Raw genomic sequence first — 22890 nt, 5'->3', positions numbered from 1 at the left:
TCTGATCAGAAGCTGCTTTCTTCTTCGAAGTTGTAATTCATGCTGCTTTGTGGCGCTTGTACATAATCCCCTTGCACAAAATGAACCCCCATTTGCCATAGACTGGCCAAGGTTGAGGCGCTGTCGACCATCGGGATAACGGTTTTCTTTTCTGCTTCGTGCAAAGCGGTTAACAGGGTTTGCAGCTGTTGCTGATTTTCCGGGCTTTGGCCCAGCTCACTGGTATAAGAGCCATCGAGCTTAACGTACTCAACCGCCAGATGTTGCAATGTACGTAAGGGGTTCAGAGAGCAACCAAAGTGATTGAGCGCAGTGGTAATACCGCTGGCATTCAGTTCGGAAACAAAGTGTTGGGCCTGCTTCAGTACGCGGGTAGCACTGTCTTCGGCCAGCTGTATGACCAGTGAGCCTTTTGGCAGGCGGGCTGCTCGCATCGCAACACTGATCCAGTTGGGCAGGCTGTCATCCTGGATGGACGGGGTCGCCAGATTAACAAAAACACGGGAGTTGTGACCCTGTTGTCGATGTTCTCCCAGCTGCTTGAGGGTATTGAGCAAGACCCAGCGATCGACCTTGCGTTTCAGGCCCTCATTGATATCCGGGTTGTTCATCAGCTCATCAGAGCTGATACAGCGACCATCGGCCAGAGGCAGTTGCATCAGCGCTTCGTAATGTTCAACGTCCTCACCACGCAGGCTGATTTTGGGCTGAAACAAGAGCTGGAAGCTGTTCTGGCGCAGAGCGTCGGTCACGGCTTCTTCGATACTGACATCCGCGACGACGACATCTTCAGGGATGTCCGGTACAAATAACATGACACCATTGCCACTGTGATGATCTGGCTGTTGATGTACTTGTTCACTGGCGGTGTGGGCATTTTGCAGCACATCTTCCGGGCGTGAACAGGTGTCGTTGATCAAGGCGACACCGATACTGGTGGTGACGGTGATGGTACGATCGCCAAGATCGATAAGCAGGCCTTCTACATGGCTGCGCAGTTGTTCTGCCAGTTTCATCGCCTGGTCAGAGCTGTAGCCAGTGAGGATGGTGGCAAAAATATCTTCGCTGATGCGGGCCAGACTGTGATCGGAGCCAATGGTTTTCTTGAGTGATTGGGACAGTTCGGACAGTACGGTATCGGCACGACTGATGCCAACCTCACTTTTGATTTTGCCAAAACCATCGATGTTCATATAAATAATGGCGCCGTTGCTGCCTCCAAGTACGGCATTATCGACAGCAATTTCCAGCTGGGCGATAAAGTAGGGCTTGTTGTACAGGCCCGTCATCATGTCGATATTGCTGACTTTGCGCAGCTTGTCTTCGAGAGCTGTATTCTTGGCGTGGGAGTGAATCGTGACCATGGTGCAACGTTCTTCGGCATAGCTCGCAGGTGAAAAATTCATTTGCATCGGAAACAGCTGCCCATCGCCGTCGACCCCAAGCGTGCTGAGCTCGGATTCTTTATGAGGGGCGTTGAGGTATTTTTTGAAGAAGCGTTTAAAGTCACTCTGACCAGAGCTATCGACCATATCCATCAAGGGCATGCCTTCCAGCTCATCGACGGATGAATAGCCAAACATGGACAGATAAGACGGGTTGGCAAAAATATGCATGCCGTCATGGACATAGGCAACGGCATCGCGAGAGCTTTCCAGCAGGGCCTGGGCGCGTTTTTCGGCGTCACGCAGGCGCACTTCGATGGATCGTAATTCCCGGCGATGTTTCAGATGACGCAGTTCACGCTGAATGGCCAGTACCATCAGGTTGCTTTCATCCCGGGGGACAACACTGCAGACACCGTGTCTGAGCGCGTTTTCCATGGCAATCAGATCAATCTCTTTACTGATCAGAATAATGGGCAAGTCTTTGTTGAGGCGGCGAATGCGCTCTTGCAGGGATGGGTAATGAACGCCGTTGGCGCCATCCTCGGCAATCAGCAGATCCCAGGATTTTTGTTCCAGCTGTTCGTCAAGGTCTTCCAGCGAGCTGATCTGGTGCGCGCGAGTGGCATTGCCTGAATTTCGTAGCAGGCTGACAATACCCTCTGCATCATTCTGGGATTGGGTATGAATCAGCAGGTGTAGTGTCTCTTGGTTGGTCGCCATGACTCGGGTCACTCAGTCTTATTGTTCGGGTCCGACGTTTCCTGTCAGTTTTGCCCAAATGGGTTATCAAAGCCGGTTTTGATCAAAAACCGGCGAAGGCAGTACAAATAGCTGTTTGTGCGCATTTTGTGACAATAAACAATAATAACAGACAGATATTGTCACAATCATGATTGTAGCGGTATATGACCATTAAAGAGGGAAATGTCTGTCAAAATTTGTCATTAGTCATAATTAGAGACTTGCCAGCTTTGCCAGCTTCCTCCCGTACCAGCCTGGGAAGCAGGTAGCCGGGTAATTGTTGATGCAGTTGCTGGTAAATAGCCAGCGCCTCGGCAGTCGGAGTATCAAACTGGTGTGTGCCTGTGACCGGGTCGAGCAGATGCAGGTAGTAAGGCAGGATGCCGGCATCAAATAACGACTGGCTCAGTTCGATCAGGGTAGCGGCCTGGTTGTTGACGCCTTGCAGCAGTACCGACTGGTTCAGCAAGGTGATGCCCGCCTGGCGCAGTGTCTGGAGGTGTTGACGAAACAGCTCGTCGATCTCATTGGCATGGTTAATATGTAATACCACACTGATCGACAGGCGGCTGTGGCCGAGCAACTGCGCCAGGGCCGGGGTCAGGCGCTGGGGAATCACCACCGGCAAACGGGTATGAATACGCAAGCGTCGCACGTGAGGTATCTGCCCGATGGTATCAACCAACTCTGCCAGCGCCTCGTCTTTCAGCATTAATGGGTCGCCACCACTCAAAATCACCTCACTGATGGATGGGTCATCACGAACATAATCCAGCGCACTTTGCCATTGCCGGCGGCTGAGACGATTGTCGGCATAGTCAAAATGACGGCGAAAGCAGTAGCGACAGTTAACTGCACAGCCCGTCGCCGCCAGTAACAAGAGCCGGCCCTGATATTTGTGAACGATACCGGGGGTGATATTGGCGTGTTGCTCATCCAGTGGATCACTGACATAACCCGGCATGGCGATAAGCTCTTCAGCGTCTGGCAGTACCTGGCGCAGCAAGGGATCGTGGGGGTTGCCAGGTTCCATTTTTTGCAGATACGGCGCAGGAACGAGCACCGGAAACGTACTGGCAGCCAGCTGTCGGTCGCTCAAATGAGTCGGAGCAAGATGCAGTGCCGAGAACAATTGTTCGGGGCTGCGAATGGCGCTGGCCAGAATCTGTTGCCAGTCTTGCTGCTCAATGGCAGCAGATCGCGTTATGATGTGCACTTTATAACAATGTCCTACTCTAATTGGATTGCGAAATGGCGAACTATTCTACCAACGAATTTAAACCCGGTCTTAAAGTCATGATGGATGGAGAGCCGTGCTCCATTATTGAGAACGAATATGTAAAACCCGGCAAAGGTCAGGCGTTTAACCGCGTCAAACTGCGCAACTTGCGTATTGGCCGGGTGATTGAAAAAACCTTCAAGTCCGGCGAATCACTCGAAGGTGCCGACGTGATGGAAGTCGACATGGAATACCTCTACAACGATGGCGAATTCTGGCACTTCATGGCCACCGATGGTTCTTTTGAACAACATGGTGCCTCTGCTGAAGCGGTTGGCGATACCGTCAAATGGCTGAAAGAGCAAGACCAGTATGTCGTCACTCTGTTTAACGGTGCCATCCTGACCGTTGCGCCAGCCAACTTTGTTGAGCTGGAAGTGGCAGAAACCGACCCGGGCATGAAAGGGGATACGGCACAGGGTGGCAGCAAGCCGGCGACGCTGGTGACCGGTGCGGTCGTGAAAGTCCCACTGTTTATCAATATCGGCGACATCTTGCGGATTGATACCCGCTCAGGTGAATACGTCAGCCGTGCCTGATCGATAACCGTGACTGATCCAAAAGGAGCCTGACGGCTCCTTTTTTTGTGTCGGCGTCTGGTGCGGCTGGCCGATAGTCTGACCTGACTTTATCATTTCATGACTGGATACATGCATAGAGAATCTTATGACCAAATGCTGGACCCCGACGGCTTCCCTTGCCGCGCTTCAAGCCAGAGCCTTGATGTATCAACAGATCCGTCAGTTTTTCGCCGAGCGGCAAGTGCTGGAAGTAGAAACTCCGCTGTTGGCCCAGGCTCCGGTGAGTGATCCGAATATTGAACCCATGGCCACAGCCGATGGCCGTTATCTGCATACCTCGCCGGAGTATGCGATGAAACGGCTGTTATGTGCCGGTAGTGGTGATATCTACCAGATCTGTAAAGTTTTCCGCCGGGGTGAAGCCGGTCGCCGCCATAACCCGGAATTCTCCATGCTGGAATGGTACCGGTTGGACTGGAACGAGCATCAGTTGATGGATGAAGTAGCGGATATTGCCGTCCTGATGCTGGGACTGCCATCAACACCGCCCCGGGTGATGCTGACTTATCAGCAGGCATTGTTGCAGTACGCCGGTCTGGACCCGTTGCAGTGCCGTGATGTGACGATTGCTGAGTGTGGCCAGCAGCTGGCTGGGCAAGATCTGTCGCTGGATCGGGATGGCTGGCTCGACGTTATCATGAGCCATGCGGTTGAACCTGCCTTGCCACGGGATACCCTGGTATTTGTTTACGACTTTCCGGCATCCCAGGCGGCACTGGCTAAAACCCGCCGGACGGTCGATGGTCATGATGTGGCTGAGCGTTTTGAGCTGTTCTGGAACGGTGCAGAGTTGGCCAATGGTTATCATGAATTGACGGATGTTGCTGAACAGACGCGCCGTTTTGAGCAGGAAGCTAACGGTCGTCCAATCGATAAGCGGCTGTTGGCGGCACTGGGTTCTGGCTTGCCGCCATGTGCCGGGGTAGCCATGGGACTGGATCGGTTATTGATGCAGCGGTTACAGGTCTCCACAATTGCTGAGGTATTAAGCTTCGATTGGCTGCAGGCCTGACATTTTCGCGCAAACATTTTCAGTAACTTACCGCTTGCCAGACCTGATTGACAGAAGGTTATGGTCAGATTTCCCCTCACGTAGTGAGGGTAGATAGGATGACTGGAAAGCAGGCGTTAAGCCGGTTGCTGTTGATGGTGGGGATTGTGACGGGCGCGGTGATGGCCATGCATTCACCGCTGGTGGCAGCTGCAGGAATTGATTGTGAACTGATGATTGCCCGGGTGGGCGTTGGCGGTGGTTTGCAAGTCCGGGTGCCATTAACCCGTATGGTGGCTGAGGATCAGCAAACCCTGCAACACCTGAAGTCGGCTGACGCCGAACAGATTGCCCATTTGATGACGTCACTCAGCCGGGTTATCTGGCCGGGTCATGAGCAACAGAGCGAGCAATGGCGTTTTGCTGATATGCATCTGGATGGTAGTCAGCAGTGGCTGGTCTTGCGTATCCGGCCACAAGGCAGCTTGCCGGATATGCCCGGTGGTTGCCTTGTGGCCAGTCGCACTGATAAAGAGATACCGATAAACCGATAAATAGACGCTGACGTTATCAGGTACGGGGTTTGTCGGTGTCTGACTCCGGGGTGTGTTCATCAACAGGTGACGGTTGGTCGGTACCGTCGGGAGCTTGTGTTTCTTCTTTTTTGAGCTCTTCTGCTTCAATAGCTTCAACGGCTTCAACCGTATCCGTTACCGGCTGCTCTGTTGCCGGTGTCAGGGTTTCCTGTGTTGCTGAAGTGCTGCTTGGGCTGCTGTGAGTGTCTGTTTCTGCTTCAGCTTGTTCTGTTTCTGGCTCTGGCTCTGGCTCTGCTGTTTCCGGTTCATCAGGGCGCAGTGCACTGATTGAGCCCAGTCGGCTACCCATTCGAATCGGGCTACCGGCCTCCAGCTCCTTGCTCCAGTCGACCATGCCATCCGGGAAACACAGCACCACAGTGGAACCAAGGCAGAAACGACCCATTTCTTCACCCTTATCCAGTTCCACCGGTTGCGGATCACGATAATCCGTTACCTTGATCTTGCGCGAGGCCGGGGTGATCTGGCCAGCCCAGACGGTTTCAATGGCCGCCACAATCATGGCACCCACCAGCACCATGGCCATGGGGCCGTGTTCGGTATCAAAAATACAGACCAGTCGTTCGTTACGGGCAAACAGACCGGGAACCCGTTCAGCAGTGGTCTGATTGACCGAAAACAGTGCTCCGGGGACGTAGATCATTTCTCGCAGTTTGCCGGGCATCGGCATATGGACACGATGATAATCCCGTGGCGACAGATACAGGGTGGCAAACTGGCCACCGGCAAAGTCTTCAGCGCGCTGACGCGAGCCACCCAGTAATTCAGTCAGGGAAAAAGCCTGACCCTTGGCCTGGAAAATACGCCCGTGCTGAATCCGGCCCAATTGGGAAACCGCGCCGTCAACCGGTGACAACAGGCTGTCAACGGCTTGATCCTGGGGTCGGGCTTCGGGCAGCAGTTCACGGGTAAAAAAGTCGTTAAAACTGCGAAAGTCCTGCGGGTGCTGACGCTGGGCTTCATCCAGACGTACGTCGTACTGACGGATAAAGCGGGTGATCAGCTGGTTTTTGAGCCAGCGGCTTTCACAGGCAGCCAATTTGCCAACCAGACGAGACAGCCAGTGGTGAGGCAGCACGTATTGGCTGGCAATAAACAGATCATCTTTTAACAAAGGGGGACTCTCTTTTATTAGGCCAGGCACGTCCTTGGCCGGAATGGGTGATCATTACTCGTGTGTCGACTCAGGGCTGATCGCCAGTGGTCACCGGGGTGTTGGGGTCGTTGCCCCACTCAGACCAGGAACCAGGGTAGGCTTTGATATTCAGCCCCAGAATCTTGCCCACCAAATAGGTATAGCCAGAGCGGTGATGAGTCTGGCAATGGGTGGCAATTTCCTTGTCGGCAGTCAGTCCCATGTCTGACAGCAGTACACGGAAGGGTTCCAACGGGTTGATACGCAAACCATTTTCCGGGTCCATTCCCCGCGTCCATTCGTAGTTGACGGCACCGGGGATATGGCCACCTCGGCTGGAAATAACCTTGTCGCCGCAGTACTCCGCCTGGGAACGGGCATCCCAGATGGCAAAGTCTGGCTGGCCAATACGGGCGAGGATATCGTCTTTGCTCAGCGAGAAACCATCGCACAGCTGTTCGACCTGATAGCTGGAAGGCACAGGGGTTACATTACCGGCTTCTGTGGGCAAGCCATCCTGCAACCAGGCCTTGATACCACCATTCAGATAGCTGTAATGACGATGGCCAATCATATCGAGTACCCAGATCAAGCGACCAGCCCAACCGCCACCCTCATCGTCATAAGCAATAACGTGGGTGTCCGGGGTTAACCCCAAGGCGCTGAAGACTTCAGACAGTTGTGGTAACGAGGGCAGGGCACCGGGTGTTGGAGCAATGCCCAGCTGCAGGCGCTTGAAGTCCAGGTGTACGGCTCCAGGAATATGATGCTGGAGATAGCTGTCGAGTTTGCTCTGATCAATGATCAGCACGTTATTCAGCGGCAATTGCTCAGCAAGCGTTTGAGCTTCCAGCAGCAGTGGCAGTGGACTCATGAATAATACTCCGGATAAACAGGTCGCAAAGAAGCAGTGTATCCAAGCCGGAGACCGCTGTCAGGCGTTCAGAGCTCCGACAGGGTCTCGACAATCCGTTTGTAGCTGATAAAGCGTTCCTGACTGATCAGTTCTTCATCGACGGCTTGCAGCAAGGCACAACCGGGTTCGGATTCATGATGGCAATCACGGAAGCGACAATGTCCCGCCAGTGCCCGTAACTCACGGAAACCGTACAGCACGTCGTCTTCGCTCATATGCCAGAGACCAAACTCACGGATTCCCGGGGAGTCAATCAGGTCGCCACCGGCGGGAAAATGATACAGCCGGGCGGTGGTGGTGGTGTGTTTGCCTTTGCGGGTATTTTCCGACAGCGGCCCGACCTTGAGTTCTTCACCGGGTAACAGGGTGCCAATCAGGGATGACTTGCCGACCCCGGATTGGCCAACAAAGACGCTGACGCGATCGTTAAGGAATTCTTTTAATTCCCCAAGGCTTTCCGGTTCATTGGCACAGACTTGCAGTATGCGATACCCCAGATCGGCATAACGCTGTAGCAGTGGCTCCAGATGGAACAGACTGAGGTCGTCCAGCAGATCGGTTTTGTTGAGCAGAATAATGGGTTCGATGTGGCAGTTTTCGGCGGCCACCAGATAACGGTCAATCAGATTGGCGTGCGCGTGTGGTTCGGGGGCAATCACCAGCACAATAAAGTCGATATTGGCGGCTACCGGCTTGATCTCGTTGTACGGGTTGGGGCGTGACAGCTCGGAGTCACGTTGCTGCACCATTTCAACGACGCCCTGATTGACTCCCTGGGCATTGGCCGGTGCCGGGCGGAAGACAATTTTGTCGCCAGTGACCAGAGAGCCAAGGTTGGCCCGCAAAAAACAGCGGTAGGTATTGCGGTCGTTGTCTTCCACTTCTACCTGGGCACCAAAGTGGGCGATCACCTGGCCGTGCATCTCGTCACCGAGTTCACCGGCGTTGAGCTGGTCGGAAATCACCGCCTCTTTTTGCTGGGCGCGCTGGGCTTTTTCTTCCTGAATCTTGGCAATACGCCAGGATTGTTTTTTGGTGAGATTTCGTTTGGCCATGCATTACTCAGAGTGTCGGTTCGGCCGTCATTCTCCGTGCTGGCTGCAGGAAGCGCAAGCGTTGGCCAGCGGTGATTCTGGCCAGAGTCAATGCACCGGCTGCACAATGGCTGCCGGTGCCTCGTTATCCGGGTGGCTCAGTGGCTGACCATCCAGTTACGCAAGTTTTCCAGCATGTCGCAACAGCGCCCAAGCTGCCCGATCGTGACGAACTCATCCGGCTTGTGCCCTTGATCCATACTGCCAGGGCCACAGACCAGCGTGGCCACACCAGCCTGATCGAACAGTCCACCTTCGGTACCAAAGGCGACGGTGGTGAAGTCATGGCTGCCGCTCCATTCGCTGAGCCATTGGGCAAAGCGGGATTGCGGATCAGTGAGTAACGGCGGGTAGGATGCCAACATCTCAAAATGAATCCCTGCGTCCGGGTGCACGGTTTGCATTGCCGGCTGCAGGGTTGAAGTGGCAAAGTCCTTCAGCTTGTCCAGTGTTGCGTTGACATCGGTATCGGGCAGATAGCGCATTTCAAAATCAAACTGGCAGGCTTCCGGTACGATATTGAGCGCCACACCGCCCTGGATCTTGCCCGTTTGCAGCGTGCTGTAAGGGGGATCAAAACGGCGATCCTGTTGCTGCTTCAGCGGCTCGGCCAGATCCGTCAGCTTGCCGATCAGCCTGGCTGCATACTCAATGGCATTGACTCCCTCGGGCGCGTAGGCCGAATGGCAGGCATGGCCCTTGACCTTGCAGCGCATACCGACCTTGCCCTTGTGACCATAAACCGGCTGCATGCTGGTTGGCTCGCCAATAATGCACATGGCAGGATGGTCCGGTGATGACTGGATATGGTCAATCAAACCGGGTACGCCAAGGCAGCCGACTTCCTCGTCGTATGAGAAAGCCAGATGCAAAGGCATGGTCAGGGCGGATTGCTGAAAGCGGGGAACCGCCTCCAGTACACAGGCAATAAAGCCTTTCATATCGGCGCTGCCACGGCCGTAACAACGGCCCTCGTCTTCGGTCAGCTGGAAGGGTGGGTAAGACCATGACTGGCCATCCACCGGCACCACATCCGTATGGCCGGATAACATGACGCCGCCGTCCCCAGCCGGGCCAAGCCGGGCATACAGGTTGGCCTTGGTGCGCTCTGGGTTGAAGATCAACTCTGATGGGATACCGAGTTGATCGAGGTAGTCCCGGATTGATTCAATCAGCGCCAGATTGGACTCGCGGCTGGTGGTGTCGTGGGCCAGTAGCATGGCCAACAAATGGCGGAGTTCTTCGCTCAGTGTTGGCCTGGCTTGGCTGGTGGTCGGGTTATTCATCGCCGGGAACGCCATAGCTGGGGGCGTCGCGGGGGTCCAGTGCCCGAGTTACATAAGCCTGCATTTGTGGTTCATAGTCTTGCCACAGTTGTTCGAGTACGCCAATGGGGTTCTCGTCTGCCCAGTCGACACGCAAGTCGACCAGCGGCCAGATATAATCATCGACAACCTTGACGGCCGCAGAATGCACCGGCCCGGCTTCGCCACCCTGGGCAATCCCGGCCGCCAGCGCCTGGATCAGGCGGCCGGTCAGCTCACCGGAGGAGGCTTCAAAGGCATTGATCATGGCATCGATAACACCGTCATTCGCGAGCATGTTTCCCGCTGCAACACAGTGCAGGCCTTGTTTCATAGCGGATGTGCCGAGGGTTTCGGTACCACTGAAACAGGCGCTGACCCCTTTGTTGTCGATCACTGTCACCTGGCGATAGGCACTGAAACGGTCGTCGGCCAGAGCAGCTTTCAAGGCCTGTTCGGACGACTGGTTTTGCTCCAGTCGGGCGAGAATGGCAGGCCCCAGTGCGGGCAAGGTGATGTTCTGGCTGGAAACCGCGCCAATGCCTGCTTGCAACCAGGGGCAGCGGGCGCCAACGGCAATACTGGATGAACTGATTGCTACGCCCAGTTGGCCGGTTTCCGGGCAATAGGCGGACAGGGAGACGGTCATGCTGGCTCCTTGTCTGCTGGTTGGCTGAATGGCTGGTCTGGAATCACGGCGATGACGTCGATTTCCATCAACCACTGAGGCTGTGCCAGACCGGCCACTACCAGTCCGGTAGAGATAGGGTAAACCCCTTTGAGCCAACGACCCACTTCCCGGTACACCGGCTCACGGTAACGCGGGTCGGTAATGTAGGTCGTGGTTTTGACGATATGACTTAGGTCGCTACCGGCTTCTGCCAGTAGCTGTTTAACGTTTTTCATTGCCTGCTCGGCCTGGGCTTGCGGGTCTCCCAGGCCAACCAGATTACCTTCGAAGTCGGTACCGACCTGACCACGAACATAGACGGTATTACCCGCTCGTACCGCCTGGCATAGATCGTTATCCAGTGTCTGGTTCGGGTAGGTTTCTTTGGTGTTGAACATGCGGATACGGGTATGCGTTACCATGATGATTCCTGTTTCAGCTGTGACGGTAGTACTGGTATTGACGTTGGATAACGATCTGGTCAGCGATGTATTTGGCGTCATGCCATACGCCCCAGATAAAGGTTGAGCCGCGGCGGGAGAGCCATGGCAAGCCGAGGAAGTAGACACCAGGCTCGCTGGATACGCCGCGATGATGTTTGGGTTGTCCCTTGTCATCAAAGGCATCGACCTGCAGCCAGCTGTAATCGGTGGCATAACCGGTCGCCCAGATAATGGCGGTGATACCTGCTTGCTTGAGATCCAGCTCCAGCGTCGGTTGGGTCATGCACTCCGGGTCGGCAAGGAATTCCCGAGCCTGTGGTTCTTCGGGCAAATCCAGTCCGTGACGGCTGACGTAGGCATCGGCGCGGTCGAGTAACGATAGATAATTGGCGTCACCGGCCTTGATATTGTCGGCCAGGTCGTTGCGGAAGCAGGCAACACCGTTGTCGAAAGACTCAGTACGGCCAACCAGGTTCAGGCCCTGTTGTGCCAGCTGGCGGAAGTCGATGGTTTGGCCACCGTGGGCACCACTGACCGCAATGGTAACGTGTTCCTTACCGGGTTCGTTGGCAGCGGCATCCCACAAACCCAGCACACCCAGCCACCACACAAAGTCGCGGTCGCGGTAGCTGCGGGGTGGACGGTCGTGAGGTCCGACCGACAGATATACTTTTTTGCCTGACCGTTGCAGCTCGTCGGCAATCTGTACGCCGGATGAACCGGCACCAATTACCAGTACCCCACCTTCTGGCAGCTGTTCCGGGTTACGGTAGTGGGCGGAATGAATCTGCAATAATTCCGGGTCTTGCGGGGCCGCGGCAGGAATCACCGGAATCTGGAAGGGGCCAGTGGACGATACCACCCGCTGGGCCTGGATAATGCCGTCGGATGTCGTGACGGTAAAACCGCCAGCGCCTTCGTTGCGCACGACGCTCAGGACTTCGACGCCGGTACGAATCGGCGCGTTGAATTTTTCTGCATAGGAGACAAAATAATCAGCCACCTTGTCTTTGGGGACAAAGCTGTCAGCATCGGCTCCGGGAAAGGTCATGCCCGGGAAACGGTCATGCCAGGCTGGGCCATTGGCGACCAGAGAATCCCAGCGAACGCTGCGCCAGGCTTCAGCAATACGATTCTTTTCCAGAACCAGATGAGGTACCTCCAGGCGCGTCAGATGCTCACTCATGGCGATGCCTGCCTGACCAGCCCCAACGATAAGGGTATCGATGTTTGTCATATTTTCTGTCATGTCTGCATGCCTTCTAAATGCCAGGCTTTATTACCTTGGGATGAATAAAGCTAGGTTATGGCAGACAATAAATTCAGTAAATTATTATAAATATACGATCTCGATAGAAAAAATATCTCGCACCAGCAGTGATCATTCAGGTTAATAATTATTAGCTGTTTTTATGGTGGATTCGCCCAGATTGTAATTACGGCAATAGTCCATAAACAAGCGGGCAGGGTGAGTGGGTTCATTGTTTTTAAGATAAGCCATAATCAGGGTAGAGCTTTCCATTTCACCTTCAATCTCCACATGAGCCAGCTCCTGGCCGTCGTAGGTTGTATTGGTCAGTGGCCGGGTAACCAGTATTGAAAACCCTTGTCCCTGACCCACCATACAGCGGACCATTTCAATAGAAGGCGAAGCGTAGGCGACTTCCGGGTGGAGTCCTTTTTCGGTAAACAGGCTTAAAAAATAGTTTCTGCTGGGAATGACATCCAGCAACACCATAGGCTCCCGGCTCAGTTCGGTCAGGGTCACTGATGGCTGCTGGGCCAGCGGATGGCCGATGGGCAGCAGGGCATAGGGGCGATGGGGCGCATTCAGGGCTTCCCGTCGGATGGAGTTGTCCAGCTCCAGGTCGTACAGAAACGCCAGGTCAAACTGGCCCCGGTGCAAACCGATCATCAGTTCGTGCTGCTCGCCATCATGCAGTTGTACATCGATGCCCGGGTACACTTTCTTGAATCCGGCAATCAGCCGGGGAATATACAGCGGTGCAACGGATTCAAAGCTGCCAACCGTGATTTTGCCTGAGGTCTGGTCACTGCTGGCCAGTGAATTTTGCTCAAATTCATAGGAGAGGCGCAGGAGCTCTTTGGCTTTTTCATAAAAGCGGCGACCTCCTGGTGTCAGCGACACCCCTTGGGCATGATGCCGTATCAACAGCTGCTGGTCGAAGGTGTCTTCAAGGTTCTTGATGGCGATAGATATAGACGGCTGGGCAATGTGCAGCCGACGGGAGGCCTCGGCGATACTTTGGGTTTCAACGACCGTGGTAAAGTAGTGCAACTGCTTCAGCGTGAAGTTTTTCATGGATGAGTCATCTATAAAATATTGTCAGTGTATTAGTTCCTATATATTTTTTATTTGCAATAGGCATGCCATGATCGGAATGAATTGGCCTGTTCGCTAGCGGAAGTGATTTGGACCGGAATGCCCTGAAATATGCCGGTTTGGCTTTGGATATGGTACTAATAAATCAATATACGCGCGTTGTTTTGGGGCGTTGTGATTCCTTCTGGTGCATAAAATGCCATGTATTCGGGTGCAATTTGGTAATGGGCGTAAAAGGTTTGTGAAAAATTGATCTGGATACTACCTATTTTTTTAAATCTAGAAGCTCAAAAAATAATAATTGTTTACGAATTGTATGTTCCTTCATAGTAATTACACCTATTTGAAACCCGCTTGCTCTTTGGGAGAGCATAGACGGTTTTATAATTTTATTATCAGGTGGTAATCCTATGGCATTTGATTGGGACTACATGTTCAGTCTATTCAGTCTAACCGATTTCTGGTTGGCAACCTGGACCGTTATCAAACTCAGTTTGGCCAGTTGGGGGTTGAGTGTTGTCGTGGGCTTTTTACTGGCCTTGGGGAAACAATCCAGTCGATCGCTGTTAAATATACCGGCGAGCTTTTATATCTGGCTGTTCCGAAGTGTGCCGTTACTGGTACTGCTTATTTTTGTTTATAACATGCCGCAGGTATTGCCGATCAGTAGCGTGATCATGAGTGATCCTTTTTGGGCTGGCCTGATTGCCCTGGTGCTGTGCGAAAGTGCCTATGTTGCTGAAATCCACCGGGGTGGTTTGCTGTCGATCCCCAAAGGACAGGGTGAAGCGGCCCGTGCTCTCGGGGTGCGTTTTTTTGGTATCCAGTGGCTGGTGGTGATTCCCCAGGCATTACGAGTGGCGTTACCCTCCCTTGCCAATGAGTATATTTCCATCGTCAAGCTGACGTCGCTGGTCTCGGTGATTTCGCTGACGGAAATTCTGATGGTGGGTCAACGCCTGTATTCCCAGAACTTTCTGGTGTTGGAAACCATGGCAGCGGTGGCAGCGTTTTATGTCTTTATCGTTACCTTGTTTGATTTTTTGCTGAAGCGTCTTGAAGGCTATCTCGACGTGACCAACAAGAAAAGCAAGGTCCCATCAGCAGCACTGACCGCAGCTGTCAATCAGGCGCCAGCAGCCGCTCTGACACCACCCAATGAATTTGATGGCCCGGCGTTGCAGGTATCGCAGCTACACAAGGCCTTCAATAATGTTGAAGTCCTTGGGTCGGTCGACCTGAGCATCAATCCCGGAGAAGTGGTGTCCATCATCGGGCCATCCGGCTCCGGCAAAACCACCCTGATTCGGCTGATGAATGGTCTGGAGCAACTGGATCATGGCGAAATCGATCTGAATGGCCAGCCGTTTCTGCAGCTGCATCACCATGGGCCAGATAAGTCCCGCTTTGTTGAGCACTCAGGGCATCGCCGCAAGATTGGCATGGTGTTCCAGAGTTTCAACCTGTTTCCACACCTCAGTGTGCTCGATAACCTGATGCTGGCGCCCTGCTATCACCGCATCGCCGACCGGCATGAGCTAGAGATGCAGGCTTACCAGCTATTGAACAAGGTGGGCATGCTCGAACACGCCTGGAAATACCCTCATCAGTTGTCCGGTGGTCAGCAACAGCGGGTCGCAATTGCCCGGGCGTTGATGATGCGGCCGCAAATCATGTTGTTCGATGAGCCGACGTCGGCGCTGGACCCGGAGAAGGTGAACGAGGTGCTGCAGGTGATTGAAGACCTGGCACGAGAAGGCATCACCATGGTGATTGTTACCCACGAGATGAACTTTGCCTTCAAGGTATCCGATCGCATTGTCTTTATGGAAAAAGGGCGCGTGGTGTGTGACGACACGCCCGAGGTATTACGCAGTGGCCAGAACCCTCGCGTGGATGCCTTTTTGAAAGATGTTTCTTTGGCCTGATTTAATATATTTGGGAGTGACTCATGATTGAACAATGGCAAATAGACCAATATCACGAACAAGGTTTTCTGCTTGTTAACAATGTACTGAACCCGGATGACGTTGCGGCCCTGCAATCCGAATTTGATGGTTGGGTAGAAGAAAGCCGCAAGCACGAAACCCCATGGGGTGAAACGATTGATGGGCGCGCCCGTTTTGATATTGAAGGTGACCATGCAGCGGATCACCCGTCGCTGCGACGCGTCAGCTCGCCGACTGAGATTTCAGACGTCTTCAAGCGTATTGCGCTGCAATCACGGGTTGCACAAATTGCCGGTCAGCTGGTCGGCAGTCGCGGTGCCCGCCTGCACCACAGCAAGGTGAACTCCAAACTGCCACACACTGCGACGGAAGTGAAATGGCATCAGGATTTTCCGTTTACCCCCCACAGCAATGATGATCTGGTGACCTGTCTGCTGATGATCAGCGAAGTCACTCCGGCCAACGGTCCTTTGCAAGTGGTGCCGGGCAGCCATCGTGGCCCGCTGTTCTCCCACTGGCAGCATGACCGCTTTACCGGCACGGTTGATGACGCCGTGATCGCCGAGCACTGCCAGCAACCAACCTCTTGTTACGGCCCTGCTGGTTCCGTGTGTTTTATGCATACTCGTGTGTTGCATGCTTCCAGCCCGAATGAAACCGAGTTGCCTCGCACCATTTTTATCAATGTGTACGCCGCTGAAGATGCCTTGCCATACGGGGACAACCCGCTGCCGAGCATCCATTCTGGCGAACTGGTATGGGGTGAAGAAAGTGGTGAAATACGCAGCACCAACAATACCCTGCGTCTGCCAGAAAAGCCCAAGGGCGCCTCGTTCTTTGTGCAACAGGCGGGTAATGATCCGCTCAACTACTGATTCCTGATTCCCAATAGACTCTCGAGAGAAATGATCATGACGTTTTTTGCCCGTACTGCAGGTTCAACGGTGCGTTCTGTCGCCGTAGGTATTGTTGGAGCAGCGCTGTCGCTGACATCCCTCAGCACCCTGGCGTTCAAGGAACCTGGTAAAATCATCGCTGGTTCAGATATCACCTTTTTTCCTTATGAATATATGGAAAACAACAAACCGAAGGGGTTCGATATTGAATTCCTGGAAGGGCTTGGCAAGGTCATGGGCCGGGAAGCCATTAATATTGATACTCGTTGGGCTAACCTGATTCCCGGTTTGCGGGGTGGCCGTTTCGACATCACCAACTCGTCGATGTACATCACTGCCGATCGTATGAAAGTGATCGACATGATTCCTTACCTGAAAAGTGGTGAATCCATTCTGTCGATCAAAGGCAGTGACTATCAGCCTGAAGTGCCAGAAGATTTCTGTGGTCACCGCATTGGTTCCATGGCGGGCACGGCCTGGCTGAAACAGTTGCAGACGCTGTCGGTAGAATATTGTGAAGCCAATGGACTGAAGCCAATCGCGATCAGTGAATACCCAACCGATCCCCAGACTACCCAAGCAATGCTGTCGCATGCAGTAGAAGCCCAGATTACCGATGCGGCTGTTGCTCGGGGTGTGGTGGAGAAACTGGGTGGTCGAGTTGTGATTTCTTCCAGGACGCTGATTTATCCGGTGCTGAACGGTTTCGGGGTGAAAAAAGGCAACGACATCGTTCGCAACGCCCTGATTGCAGGGATCGAAAAATTCAGTAAAACGCCGGAATACGCCGCGTTATTGAAAAAATACAACTTCCAGGCACCGACTGCGGCCGATATTGAGTCGTTGTTGCCGAAAAAATAAGCCTGCTTTTGAGGGTTCAATACTGGGTTCTGGTTGCTGTTGCCGTATCAGAATCCAGGGTTGGAGCCACGGGTATGAAGAGCCAGCGTCAATCGCTCTGGATACCTGGCTACCCATAACAATCCCCATTGGCTGGCAGTTAACACATCATTATCGACAGCAGCCCCTATCAACGCTGACGCATCATTGACGTATAGCGCAAGTACGCATTTTACCGGAGTAACCTATGTCGCTTTCTCTCGAAGAGCAGTTGCGGATCGATCTCGCAGCCAGCCTCCGCATTGTTGCCCACCTGGGTATGCATGAGGCTGTGGCTAACCATTTCAGTGCCGCCGTTTCCGACGATGGCAAACAGTTTCTGATGAACCCCAAGTGGAAACATTTTTCCCGCGTCTGTGCCAGCGACATGCTGTTGCTGGATGCCGACGATGCCCGCAACGCCGAACGGCCTGAAGTGGATGCCACCGCCTGGTCGATCCATGGCCAGCTGCACCAGCGTTTGCCCCATGTCCGTGTTGCGATGCATCTGCACCCGGTGTACACCACCGCCATCGCGACGATGAAGAACCCGCACATTCCTGCGATTGATCAGAACACCGCCCGGTATTTTAACCGGATGTCTGTCGACACCCTGTTTGGCGGCATGGCCAATACCGTGGAAGAAGGGGCGCGTTTGTCCGGCCTGCTGAAAAACAACAGCCGCTTGTTGATGGGTAATCATGGCGTGATGGTGACCAGTACTGATATTGGCGTGGCGTTTGATGATATCTGGACACTGGAGCGCGCCTGCCAGATTCTGGTGGCCGCCTGGTCAACGGGCCAGCCGCTGAATATCCTGCCGGATGAGGTGGCGGAGAAAACAGCACGGGACTGGGAAAGTATCCCGGACTTTTCGCGCCAGCACTTCGAGGAAATGAAGCAGCTGATGATCGCTCAGGACCCATCGCTGCTGGATTAATGGTACCGGGTCCGGGCCGTCTTGTTGCCGCGCAGCCTTGCACCAGACGGCAGAGCTGCACGGGCCATAACCAGCCTCAATGGCTGATCATCCAGGGCCGCATGCCCGGGAACATCTTTTCGCCATTGGCGGTGTACATCAGGTTACTCTTGCGTTTGCTGCCACAGCCGCAGCCCTTGTCATGCTTGTGACGGTTATCAAACAGGTGTTGCTGCTTTTTCTCGTGCTCTTTTTCTTGGTACTGGCTGGCGCTCATGACATCGGGTGCTTCGCGGGATTTCTCGTTACGCTCCATGGCGGCGCGGGTTTCCTTCAGCACTTTGGCAATGGCCGGGGGCAAAACAATGACCCGGGCCGAACGGGTGTGACATTGAGGGCATGGTTGGGGCTGGTCGTGCTCTTGCATCGGGGCCAGTTCCTGAAAAACCCCGTGGTGCGGGCATTTGTAGTCATACATGGGCATGGTGGCTATCTCCGGCAGTCTGTCAGTGCACATCATGGGAAAACAACAGCAGTGGCGCGGTTACCCGGCCACTGCCAATGGGCGCGTGGATCAGTCGAGATCGGCTGCTTTGGGAATATCGATGGAGCCATCCAGATGCTTGATGGGGCCATCGGCAGACGGTTTGATATCAAATTCGAAGATATCGGTCGGTAACCACAAGGTGGCGCAAGAGTTCGGAATATCCACGACGCCACTGATGTGTCCCTGAATCGGTGCACAGCCAATAATGGCGTAACCCTGGGCTTCGGTATAACCGAATTTGGTCAGGTAATTGATGGCGTTCATACAGGCTTGCTTGTACGCCAGGCTGGTATCGAGGTAATGCTGTTTGCCGGCATCATCCACTGAGATACCTTCAAAAATCAGATAGTCATCGTATTTGGGAACCAGAGGGCTGGGTTTGAAGATCGGGTTTTTGACCTGGTATTTGGCCATGCCATCCTTGATCAGGTTGACGCGCAAATGAATCCAGCCGGCCATTTCAATGGCGCCACAGAAGGTGATTTCACCATCTCCCTGGCTGAAATGCAGATCGCCAACCGATAAACCGGCACCGTCCACATAGACCGGGAAATACACCTTGGCACCACGGGTCAAGTCTTTGATGTCACAGTTACCCCCGTGCTCTCGTGGCGGTACGGTCCGTGCGCCTTCGGCGGCTGCGGCGGCTTTTTCGTCCCCTTCCAGTCGTCCCATATGGGCGGTGTCGGCGTACGGCAGGCAGGCAAGAGCCGGTTCCCGGTCCGGGTCGGTATCAAACAGTTCTTTTTCCCGGTGATTCCAGGTATCCAGCATGTCCCGTGAAGGCAGACAGCCAATCAGGCCGGGGTGCAGAATGCCCGCAAATTCAACGCCGGGAACGTGGCGGGATTTGGTGTAGATGCCGTTAAAGTCCCAGATGGATTTTTGCGCTTGCGGGAAGTGGTCGGTCAGGAAACCGCCGCCATTTGTCTTGGCAAAAAAGCCGTTGAAGCCCCATTGTTGATCGGCAAAGGTACCGATATCGAGAATATCCACTTCCAGCAAGTCTCCGGGCTGAGCGCCTTCCACCGCGACCGGGCCGGAGAGAAAATGCACCTGGGTCAGGTCGACATCACGGATGTCTTCGGCGTTGTCGTCGTTCTTGATCTGACCGCCTGTCCAGTCATAGCACTCGATAATAAAGTCATCGCCGGGCTTGACGGTAGACACCATGGGAATATCCGGGTGCCAGCGGTTGTGGACGCTGTCGTTCTCGTAAGCAGACTGGTTAAGGTCAATTTTGATGATGGTATCAGTCATGGTTAGCTCCTTGATGGGCAAGTACGGCTTTGGAAAAAACGTGTGGATCGACGGCGACCGGGCCGTCTTCGCGGGTATTGGAAGGTGAAGGCGCTGAAGCGTGTGTGGCCGGGTCGGCCGCGGCGCTTGGCATGGGGCCTGCGCTGAACGTCAGGGCGTCGTTGCGTAGCAAGGCGCGCAGCTGGCGAGGATGGGCGCAAGACGGCAGGGTGAGCAGGTAGCTGGCCAGTGGCACAACAACCTGGCGTTGAAACAAGCGCTGAATGGCCCGGGCACCGTAGTGCTGGTCAAAGTCGCCACGACTGAGCCAAAACAGGCAGGCGTCGTCGAGCAACAGGGTCAGCTGATGTCTTTTCAGACGCTGGTTAAGCTCATTCAGCAGGGTGGTGACTACCTGTGGCAGTTGTTCGCTGCCGAGGCTGGCAAAACGTTCGATGCAATGAATCCGGTTGAGGAATTCGGCATCAAAGTGATTATCGAGGGCGCGCTGCTGCAACCGGTGTTTGAGTCTGGCTTGCCATGCGGGTGGCAGCCATGGGCGCAGCGGGTGGCGCTGCCATGCCCGTGAACCCAGGTTGCTGGTCATGAACACCAGAGTGTTACGGAAATTCAGTGCTTTCTGACCCGATGCCAGAGTCAGCTCGCCGTTATCCAGAATATTCATCAGGCTGCGGACCACGTCCGGGCTGGCTTTTTCTATTTCATCAAACAGCACGATGCCGGGGCGGCTGTTGCTGCCCTTGATTAGCTCCTCGTTGAGCAGCGTCAGGTTGTCCTTGCTGCCGACGTAGCCCGGCGGCGCCCCGGTAATGGCGGCGCTGTAATGGCTCTGCGACAAGGTATTCATGTCGATGCGGCAGAAGTGGTTGGCATCACCATGCAGGGCTTCGGCAATGCGGCGCACCATTTCGGTTTTGCCCACTCCGGTATCGCCAAGGAACAATGCCGTCAGCAGTGGGCGACGATCGTCACTGAGCCCGGCCTTGAGCACATCCAGCTGGCGGCACAAGCTATGAATAATTTGCTGCTGCCCCACCAGATGACGCTCCAGTTGCTGTTGCAGCTGCGCCGGTTCGAAAGCAAAGCGGGAGTAAAGCGCCGGGCGTTCGGATGCCGCGGCGTCACTGGTGTGGGACTGGCGCTGTTGTGATTGCAGACGATCGTTAATAAACACCATGGTTATCGCGCCTCAGGAACCGGATTCCATGGTTTTTTCCGGTGTCGGAATACCACCTACCGGGCATTCTTCCGTACCGATGGTGCTGCGCGTCATGGCCTCGACGTCGTCGCGGGCCTTCTCGGCATCGGTGACCCAGGTGCGGTAAAACTCGAACGGGCAATCGGCAACGCCACGGTCACCATCACCGGAGGCGTGCATGCCGGTGTAACCCCGGTGCAGCAGCTTGAACAGATGATTCTGGGACTGATCGTTTTTGCGGGCATCGCGGATTTGTGACAGCGATAACTGGGCGTATTGGATGCCCATGTCTTCTTCGCCACATTCACCAAGGGTGCGGCCATCAAAACCAATAATGGCGGAGTGGCCAAAGTAGGAATAAACCCCGTCGAAACCGGCGGCGTTGGCCACGGCGACGTAGCAGTTGTTGGCCCAGGCCATGGACTTGGACATCATCACCTGCTGCTCTTTGGCCGGGTACATATAGCCCTGGCAGCGCACAATCAGCTCGGCGCCTTTCATGGCGCAGTCACGCCAGATTTCCGGGTAGTTGCCGTCGTCACAAATGATCAGGCTCAGCTTCATGCCTTTGGGGCCATCACTGACGTAGGTACGATCGCCGGGATACCAGCCTTCGATCGGGCACCAGGGCAGGCATTTGCGGTATTTCTGGACGATGTCACCGAGATTGTTGATCAGCACCAGGGTGTTGTAGGGCGCCTTGTTGGGGTGTTCTTCGTGCTGCTCGCCAGTGAGAGAAAACACCCCCCAGGTGTTGGCCGCACGACAGGCAGCGGCAAACATATCGGTTTCCGGCCCTGGAATGGTGGTTGCGGTGGCCATCATTTCGTCGTGGTCGTACATGATGCCCATGGTGCTGTATTCCGGAAATACAATCAGATCCATCCCTGGCAGACCTTTTTTGATGCCCTGGATCATCTCGGCAATGCTGGCCGCGTTGTCGAGCACATCGGCCCTGGTGTGCAGGCGGGGCATCTTGTAGTTCACCACGGCGACGCCGACGGTATCGTTGCTGCTTGAAATATCACCATGACGCATGGTTGTTCTCCTTTGGCTCAGATTCGGTTTAGACGGACAGGTAGCGGGTGATGGTGGCCTGATCGGCCTCCTCGACAGGCACGTCGAGGACGATGTTGCCTTTCTCGATCACCAGGATGCGATCGGCGACGTCCAGGGCGAAACTGAGCACCTGCTCAGAAACGATGATCGACAATTTGCGCTGGTCGCGGATCGTGCGCAGGGTGCGCGCCATTTCCTTGATGATGCTGGGCTGGATGCCTTCGGTGGGTTCGTCCAGCAGCAGCACGCTGGGATTGCTGGCTAACGCCCGTGCGATGGCAAGCTGTTGTTGCTGGCCACCGGACAGGTTGCCGCCACGACGGTGCTGCATTTCTTTCAGTACCGGGAACATGACGTAGAGATCTTCGGGAATGTCATTCTTGCCGGTGGAGGTGAGGCCGGTTTCAATATTTTCTTTCACCGTCATGGTGGAGAAAATCATCCGCCCCTGTGGCACAAAGCCGACACCGGCGCCGACGCGTTCGTAACTCTGGAGTGGCACCAGATCGACTCCGTTGAGGGCAACCGTTCCGGACTTGCTCGGAATCATGCCGATCAGCGATTTCATCAGCGTGGTTTTGCCCATGCCGTTACGGCCCAGCACGGCGACAATTTCTTCGTCTCCGACACTCAGGTTCATATTGCGAATCACGTCACTTTGACCGTAGGCAACGTTGTAATCGGTTAGCTCAAGCATTGTT

22 protein-coding genes are annotated in these 22890 nt (G+C 54.5%); 7 read left to right on the top strand and 15 right to left on the bottom strand.

Annotated elements, in window-relative coordinates; all coding sequences use genetic code 11:
- Positions 1-5 precede the first annotated feature (5 nt).
- Positions 6-2108 (bottom strand): EAL domain-containing protein, encoded by a 2103-nt coding sequence (locus tag Q8W22_RS08050; protein WP_305452026.1) that lies wholly within the window; start codon positions 2106-2108, stop codon positions 6-8.
- Between the two features lie 211 nt (positions 2109-2319).
- Positions 2320-3345, bottom strand: a complete 1026-nt coding sequence (gene epmB, locus Q8W22_RS08045) for an EF-P beta-lysylation protein EpmB (RefSeq protein WP_305414735.1) — start codon at positions 3343-3345, stop codon at positions 2320-2322.
- A 35-nt stretch (positions 3346-3380) separates the two neighbouring features.
- On the opposite strand from epmB, the gene efp reads away from it, so the two are divergent.
- The 3 genes from efp (at position 3381) to Q8W22_RS08030 (ending at position 5534) form a co-directional block, all read left to right on the top strand.
- Positions 3381-3947: an elongation factor P gene (efp, locus tag Q8W22_RS08040; RefSeq protein WP_303433158.1), complete on the top strand. Its 567-nt coding sequence runs from the start codon at positions 3381-3383 to the stop codon at positions 3945-3947.
- A gap of 127 nt (positions 3948-4074) precedes the next feature.
- Positions 4075-5001: an EF-P lysine aminoacylase EpmA gene (gene epmA / locus Q8W22_RS08035; protein ID WP_305452025.1), complete on the top strand. Its 927-nt coding sequence runs from the start codon at positions 4075-4077 to the stop codon at positions 4999-5001.
- 98 nt (positions 5002-5099) lie between these two features.
- Positions 5100-5534 carry a hypothetical protein gene (locus Q8W22_RS08030; RefSeq protein WP_305452024.1) on the top strand — a complete coding sequence of 145 codons (435 nt, stop codon included), beginning with the start codon at positions 5100-5102 and terminating at the stop codon, positions 5532-5534.
- A gap of 16 nt (positions 5535-5550) precedes the next feature.
- Here Q8W22_RS08030 and asd read toward each other — a convergent pair whose 3' ends face one another.
- The 8 genes from asd to Q8W22_RS07990 all read right to left on the bottom strand — a co-directional run bounded on the left by asd (position 5551) and on the right by Q8W22_RS07990 (position 13461).
- Positions 5551-6690, bottom strand: a complete 1140-nt coding sequence (gene asd, locus Q8W22_RS08025; RefSeq protein ID WP_370694166.1) for an archaetidylserine decarboxylase — start codon at positions 6688-6690, stop codon at positions 5551-5553.
- 70 nt (positions 6691-6760) lie between these two features.
- Positions 6761-7585: a sulfurtransferase gene (locus tag Q8W22_RS08020; protein WP_305452023.1), complete on the bottom strand. Its 825-nt coding sequence runs from the start codon at positions 7583-7585 to the stop codon at positions 6761-6763.
- A gap of 68 nt (positions 7586-7653) precedes the next feature.
- Positions 7654-8682: a small ribosomal subunit biogenesis GTPase RsgA gene (gene rsgA / locus Q8W22_RS08015; RefSeq protein WP_305452022.1), complete on the bottom strand. Its 1029-nt coding sequence runs from the start codon at positions 8680-8682 to the stop codon at positions 7654-7656.
- Positions 8683-8819: 137 nt separating this feature from the next.
- Positions 8820-10007 carry an acetylornithine deacetylase gene (argE, locus tag Q8W22_RS08010; RefSeq protein WP_305452020.1) on the bottom strand — a complete coding sequence of 396 codons (1188 nt, stop codon included), beginning with the start codon at positions 10005-10007 and terminating at the stop codon, positions 8820-8822.
- Positions 10000-10674: a DUF1028 domain-containing protein gene (locus Q8W22_RS08005; RefSeq protein ID WP_305452019.1), complete on the bottom strand. Its 675-nt coding sequence runs from the start codon at positions 10672-10674 to the stop codon at positions 10000-10002. Before Q8W22_RS08005 ends, argE begins: the two co-directional genes overlap by 8 nt.
- On the bottom strand, positions 10671-11117 hold the full coding sequence (locus Q8W22_RS08000; RefSeq protein WP_305452018.1) for a RidA family protein: 447 nt from the start codon (positions 11115-11117) through the stop codon (positions 10671-10673). Before Q8W22_RS08000 ends, Q8W22_RS08005 begins: the two co-directional genes overlap by 4 nt.
- Before the next feature lie 13 nt (positions 11118-11130).
- Positions 11131-12375, bottom strand: coding sequence for an NAD(P)/FAD-dependent oxidoreductase (locus Q8W22_RS07995; protein ID WP_303433168.1), 1245 nt, complete (start codon positions 12373-12375; stop codon positions 11131-11133).
- A 153-nt stretch (positions 12376-12528) separates the two neighbouring features.
- Positions 12529-13461: a LysR substrate-binding domain-containing protein gene (locus Q8W22_RS07990; protein WP_305452017.1), complete on the bottom strand. Its 933-nt coding sequence runs from the start codon at positions 13459-13461 to the stop codon at positions 12529-12531.
- 431 nt (positions 13462-13892) lie between these two features.
- On the opposite strand from Q8W22_RS07990, the gene Q8W22_RS07985 reads away from it, so the two are divergent.
- The 4 genes from Q8W22_RS07985 to Q8W22_RS07970 all read left to right on the top strand — a co-directional run bounded on the left by Q8W22_RS07985 (position 13893) and on the right by Q8W22_RS07970 (position 18146).
- Positions 13893-15410, top strand: coding sequence for an amino acid ABC transporter permease/ATP-binding protein (locus Q8W22_RS07985; RefSeq protein ID WP_305452016.1), 1518 nt, complete (start codon positions 13893-13895; stop codon positions 15408-15410).
- Between the two features lie 23 nt (positions 15411-15433).
- Positions 15434-16306 (top strand): phytanoyl-CoA dioxygenase family protein, encoded by an 873-nt coding sequence (locus Q8W22_RS07980; protein ID WP_303433171.1) that lies wholly within the window; start codon positions 15434-15436, stop codon positions 16304-16306.
- A 36-nt stretch (positions 16307-16342) separates the two neighbouring features.
- Positions 16343-17188, top strand: a complete 846-nt coding sequence (locus tag Q8W22_RS07975; RefSeq protein ID WP_305452015.1) for a transporter substrate-binding domain-containing protein — start codon at positions 16343-16345, stop codon at positions 17186-17188.
- A gap of 226 nt (positions 17189-17414) precedes the next feature.
- On the top strand, positions 17415-18146 hold the full coding sequence (locus Q8W22_RS07970) for a class II aldolase and adducin N-terminal domain-containing protein (protein WP_305414721.1): 732 nt from the start codon (positions 17415-17417) through the stop codon (positions 18144-18146).
- Positions 18147-18222: 76 nt separating this feature from the next.
- Here Q8W22_RS07970 and Q8W22_RS07965 read toward each other — a convergent pair whose 3' ends face one another.
- The 5 genes from Q8W22_RS07965 to urtE form a co-directional block, all read right to left on the bottom strand.
- A complete protein-coding gene (locus Q8W22_RS07965; protein WP_303433175.1) occupies positions 18223-18609 on the bottom strand; it encodes a zinc ribbon domain-containing protein in 387 nt (128 codons plus the stop codon).
- Positions 18610-18699: 90 nt separating this feature from the next.
- Positions 18700-19932, bottom strand: coding sequence for a formamidase (gene fmdA / locus Q8W22_RS07960; protein WP_305452014.1), 1233 nt, complete (start codon positions 19930-19932; stop codon positions 18700-18702).
- Complete coding sequence (locus Q8W22_RS07955) at positions 19925-21109, bottom strand: AAA family ATPase (RefSeq protein ID WP_303433177.1); 1185 nt, start codon at positions 21107-21109, stop codon at positions 19925-19927. Before Q8W22_RS07955 ends, fmdA begins: the two co-directional genes overlap by 8 nt.
- A 12-nt stretch (positions 21110-21121) precedes the next feature.
- A complete protein-coding gene (locus Q8W22_RS07950) occupies positions 21122-22168 on the bottom strand; it encodes an aliphatic amidase (RefSeq protein ID WP_305414720.1) in 1047 nt (348 codons plus the stop codon).
- 28 nt (positions 22169-22196) lie between these two features.
- The gene (urtE, locus tag Q8W22_RS07945) at positions 22197-22886 is read right to left on the bottom strand and encodes an urea ABC transporter ATP-binding subunit UrtE (RefSeq protein WP_303433179.1); all 690 of its coding nucleotides are present in this window, start codon (positions 22884-22886) and stop codon (positions 22197-22199) included.
- Between the last annotated feature and the right edge of the window lie 4 nt (positions 22887-22890).

The organism is Oceanobacter sp. 1_MG-2023, assembly GCF_030689025.1.
Taxonomy (GTDB): domain Bacteria; phylum Pseudomonadota; class Gammaproteobacteria; order Pseudomonadales; family Oceanobacteraceae; genus Oceanobacter.
The sequence above is the reverse complement of the archived record's forward strand: the minus strand, read 5'-3'. Positions and strand labels throughout refer to the sequence as shown.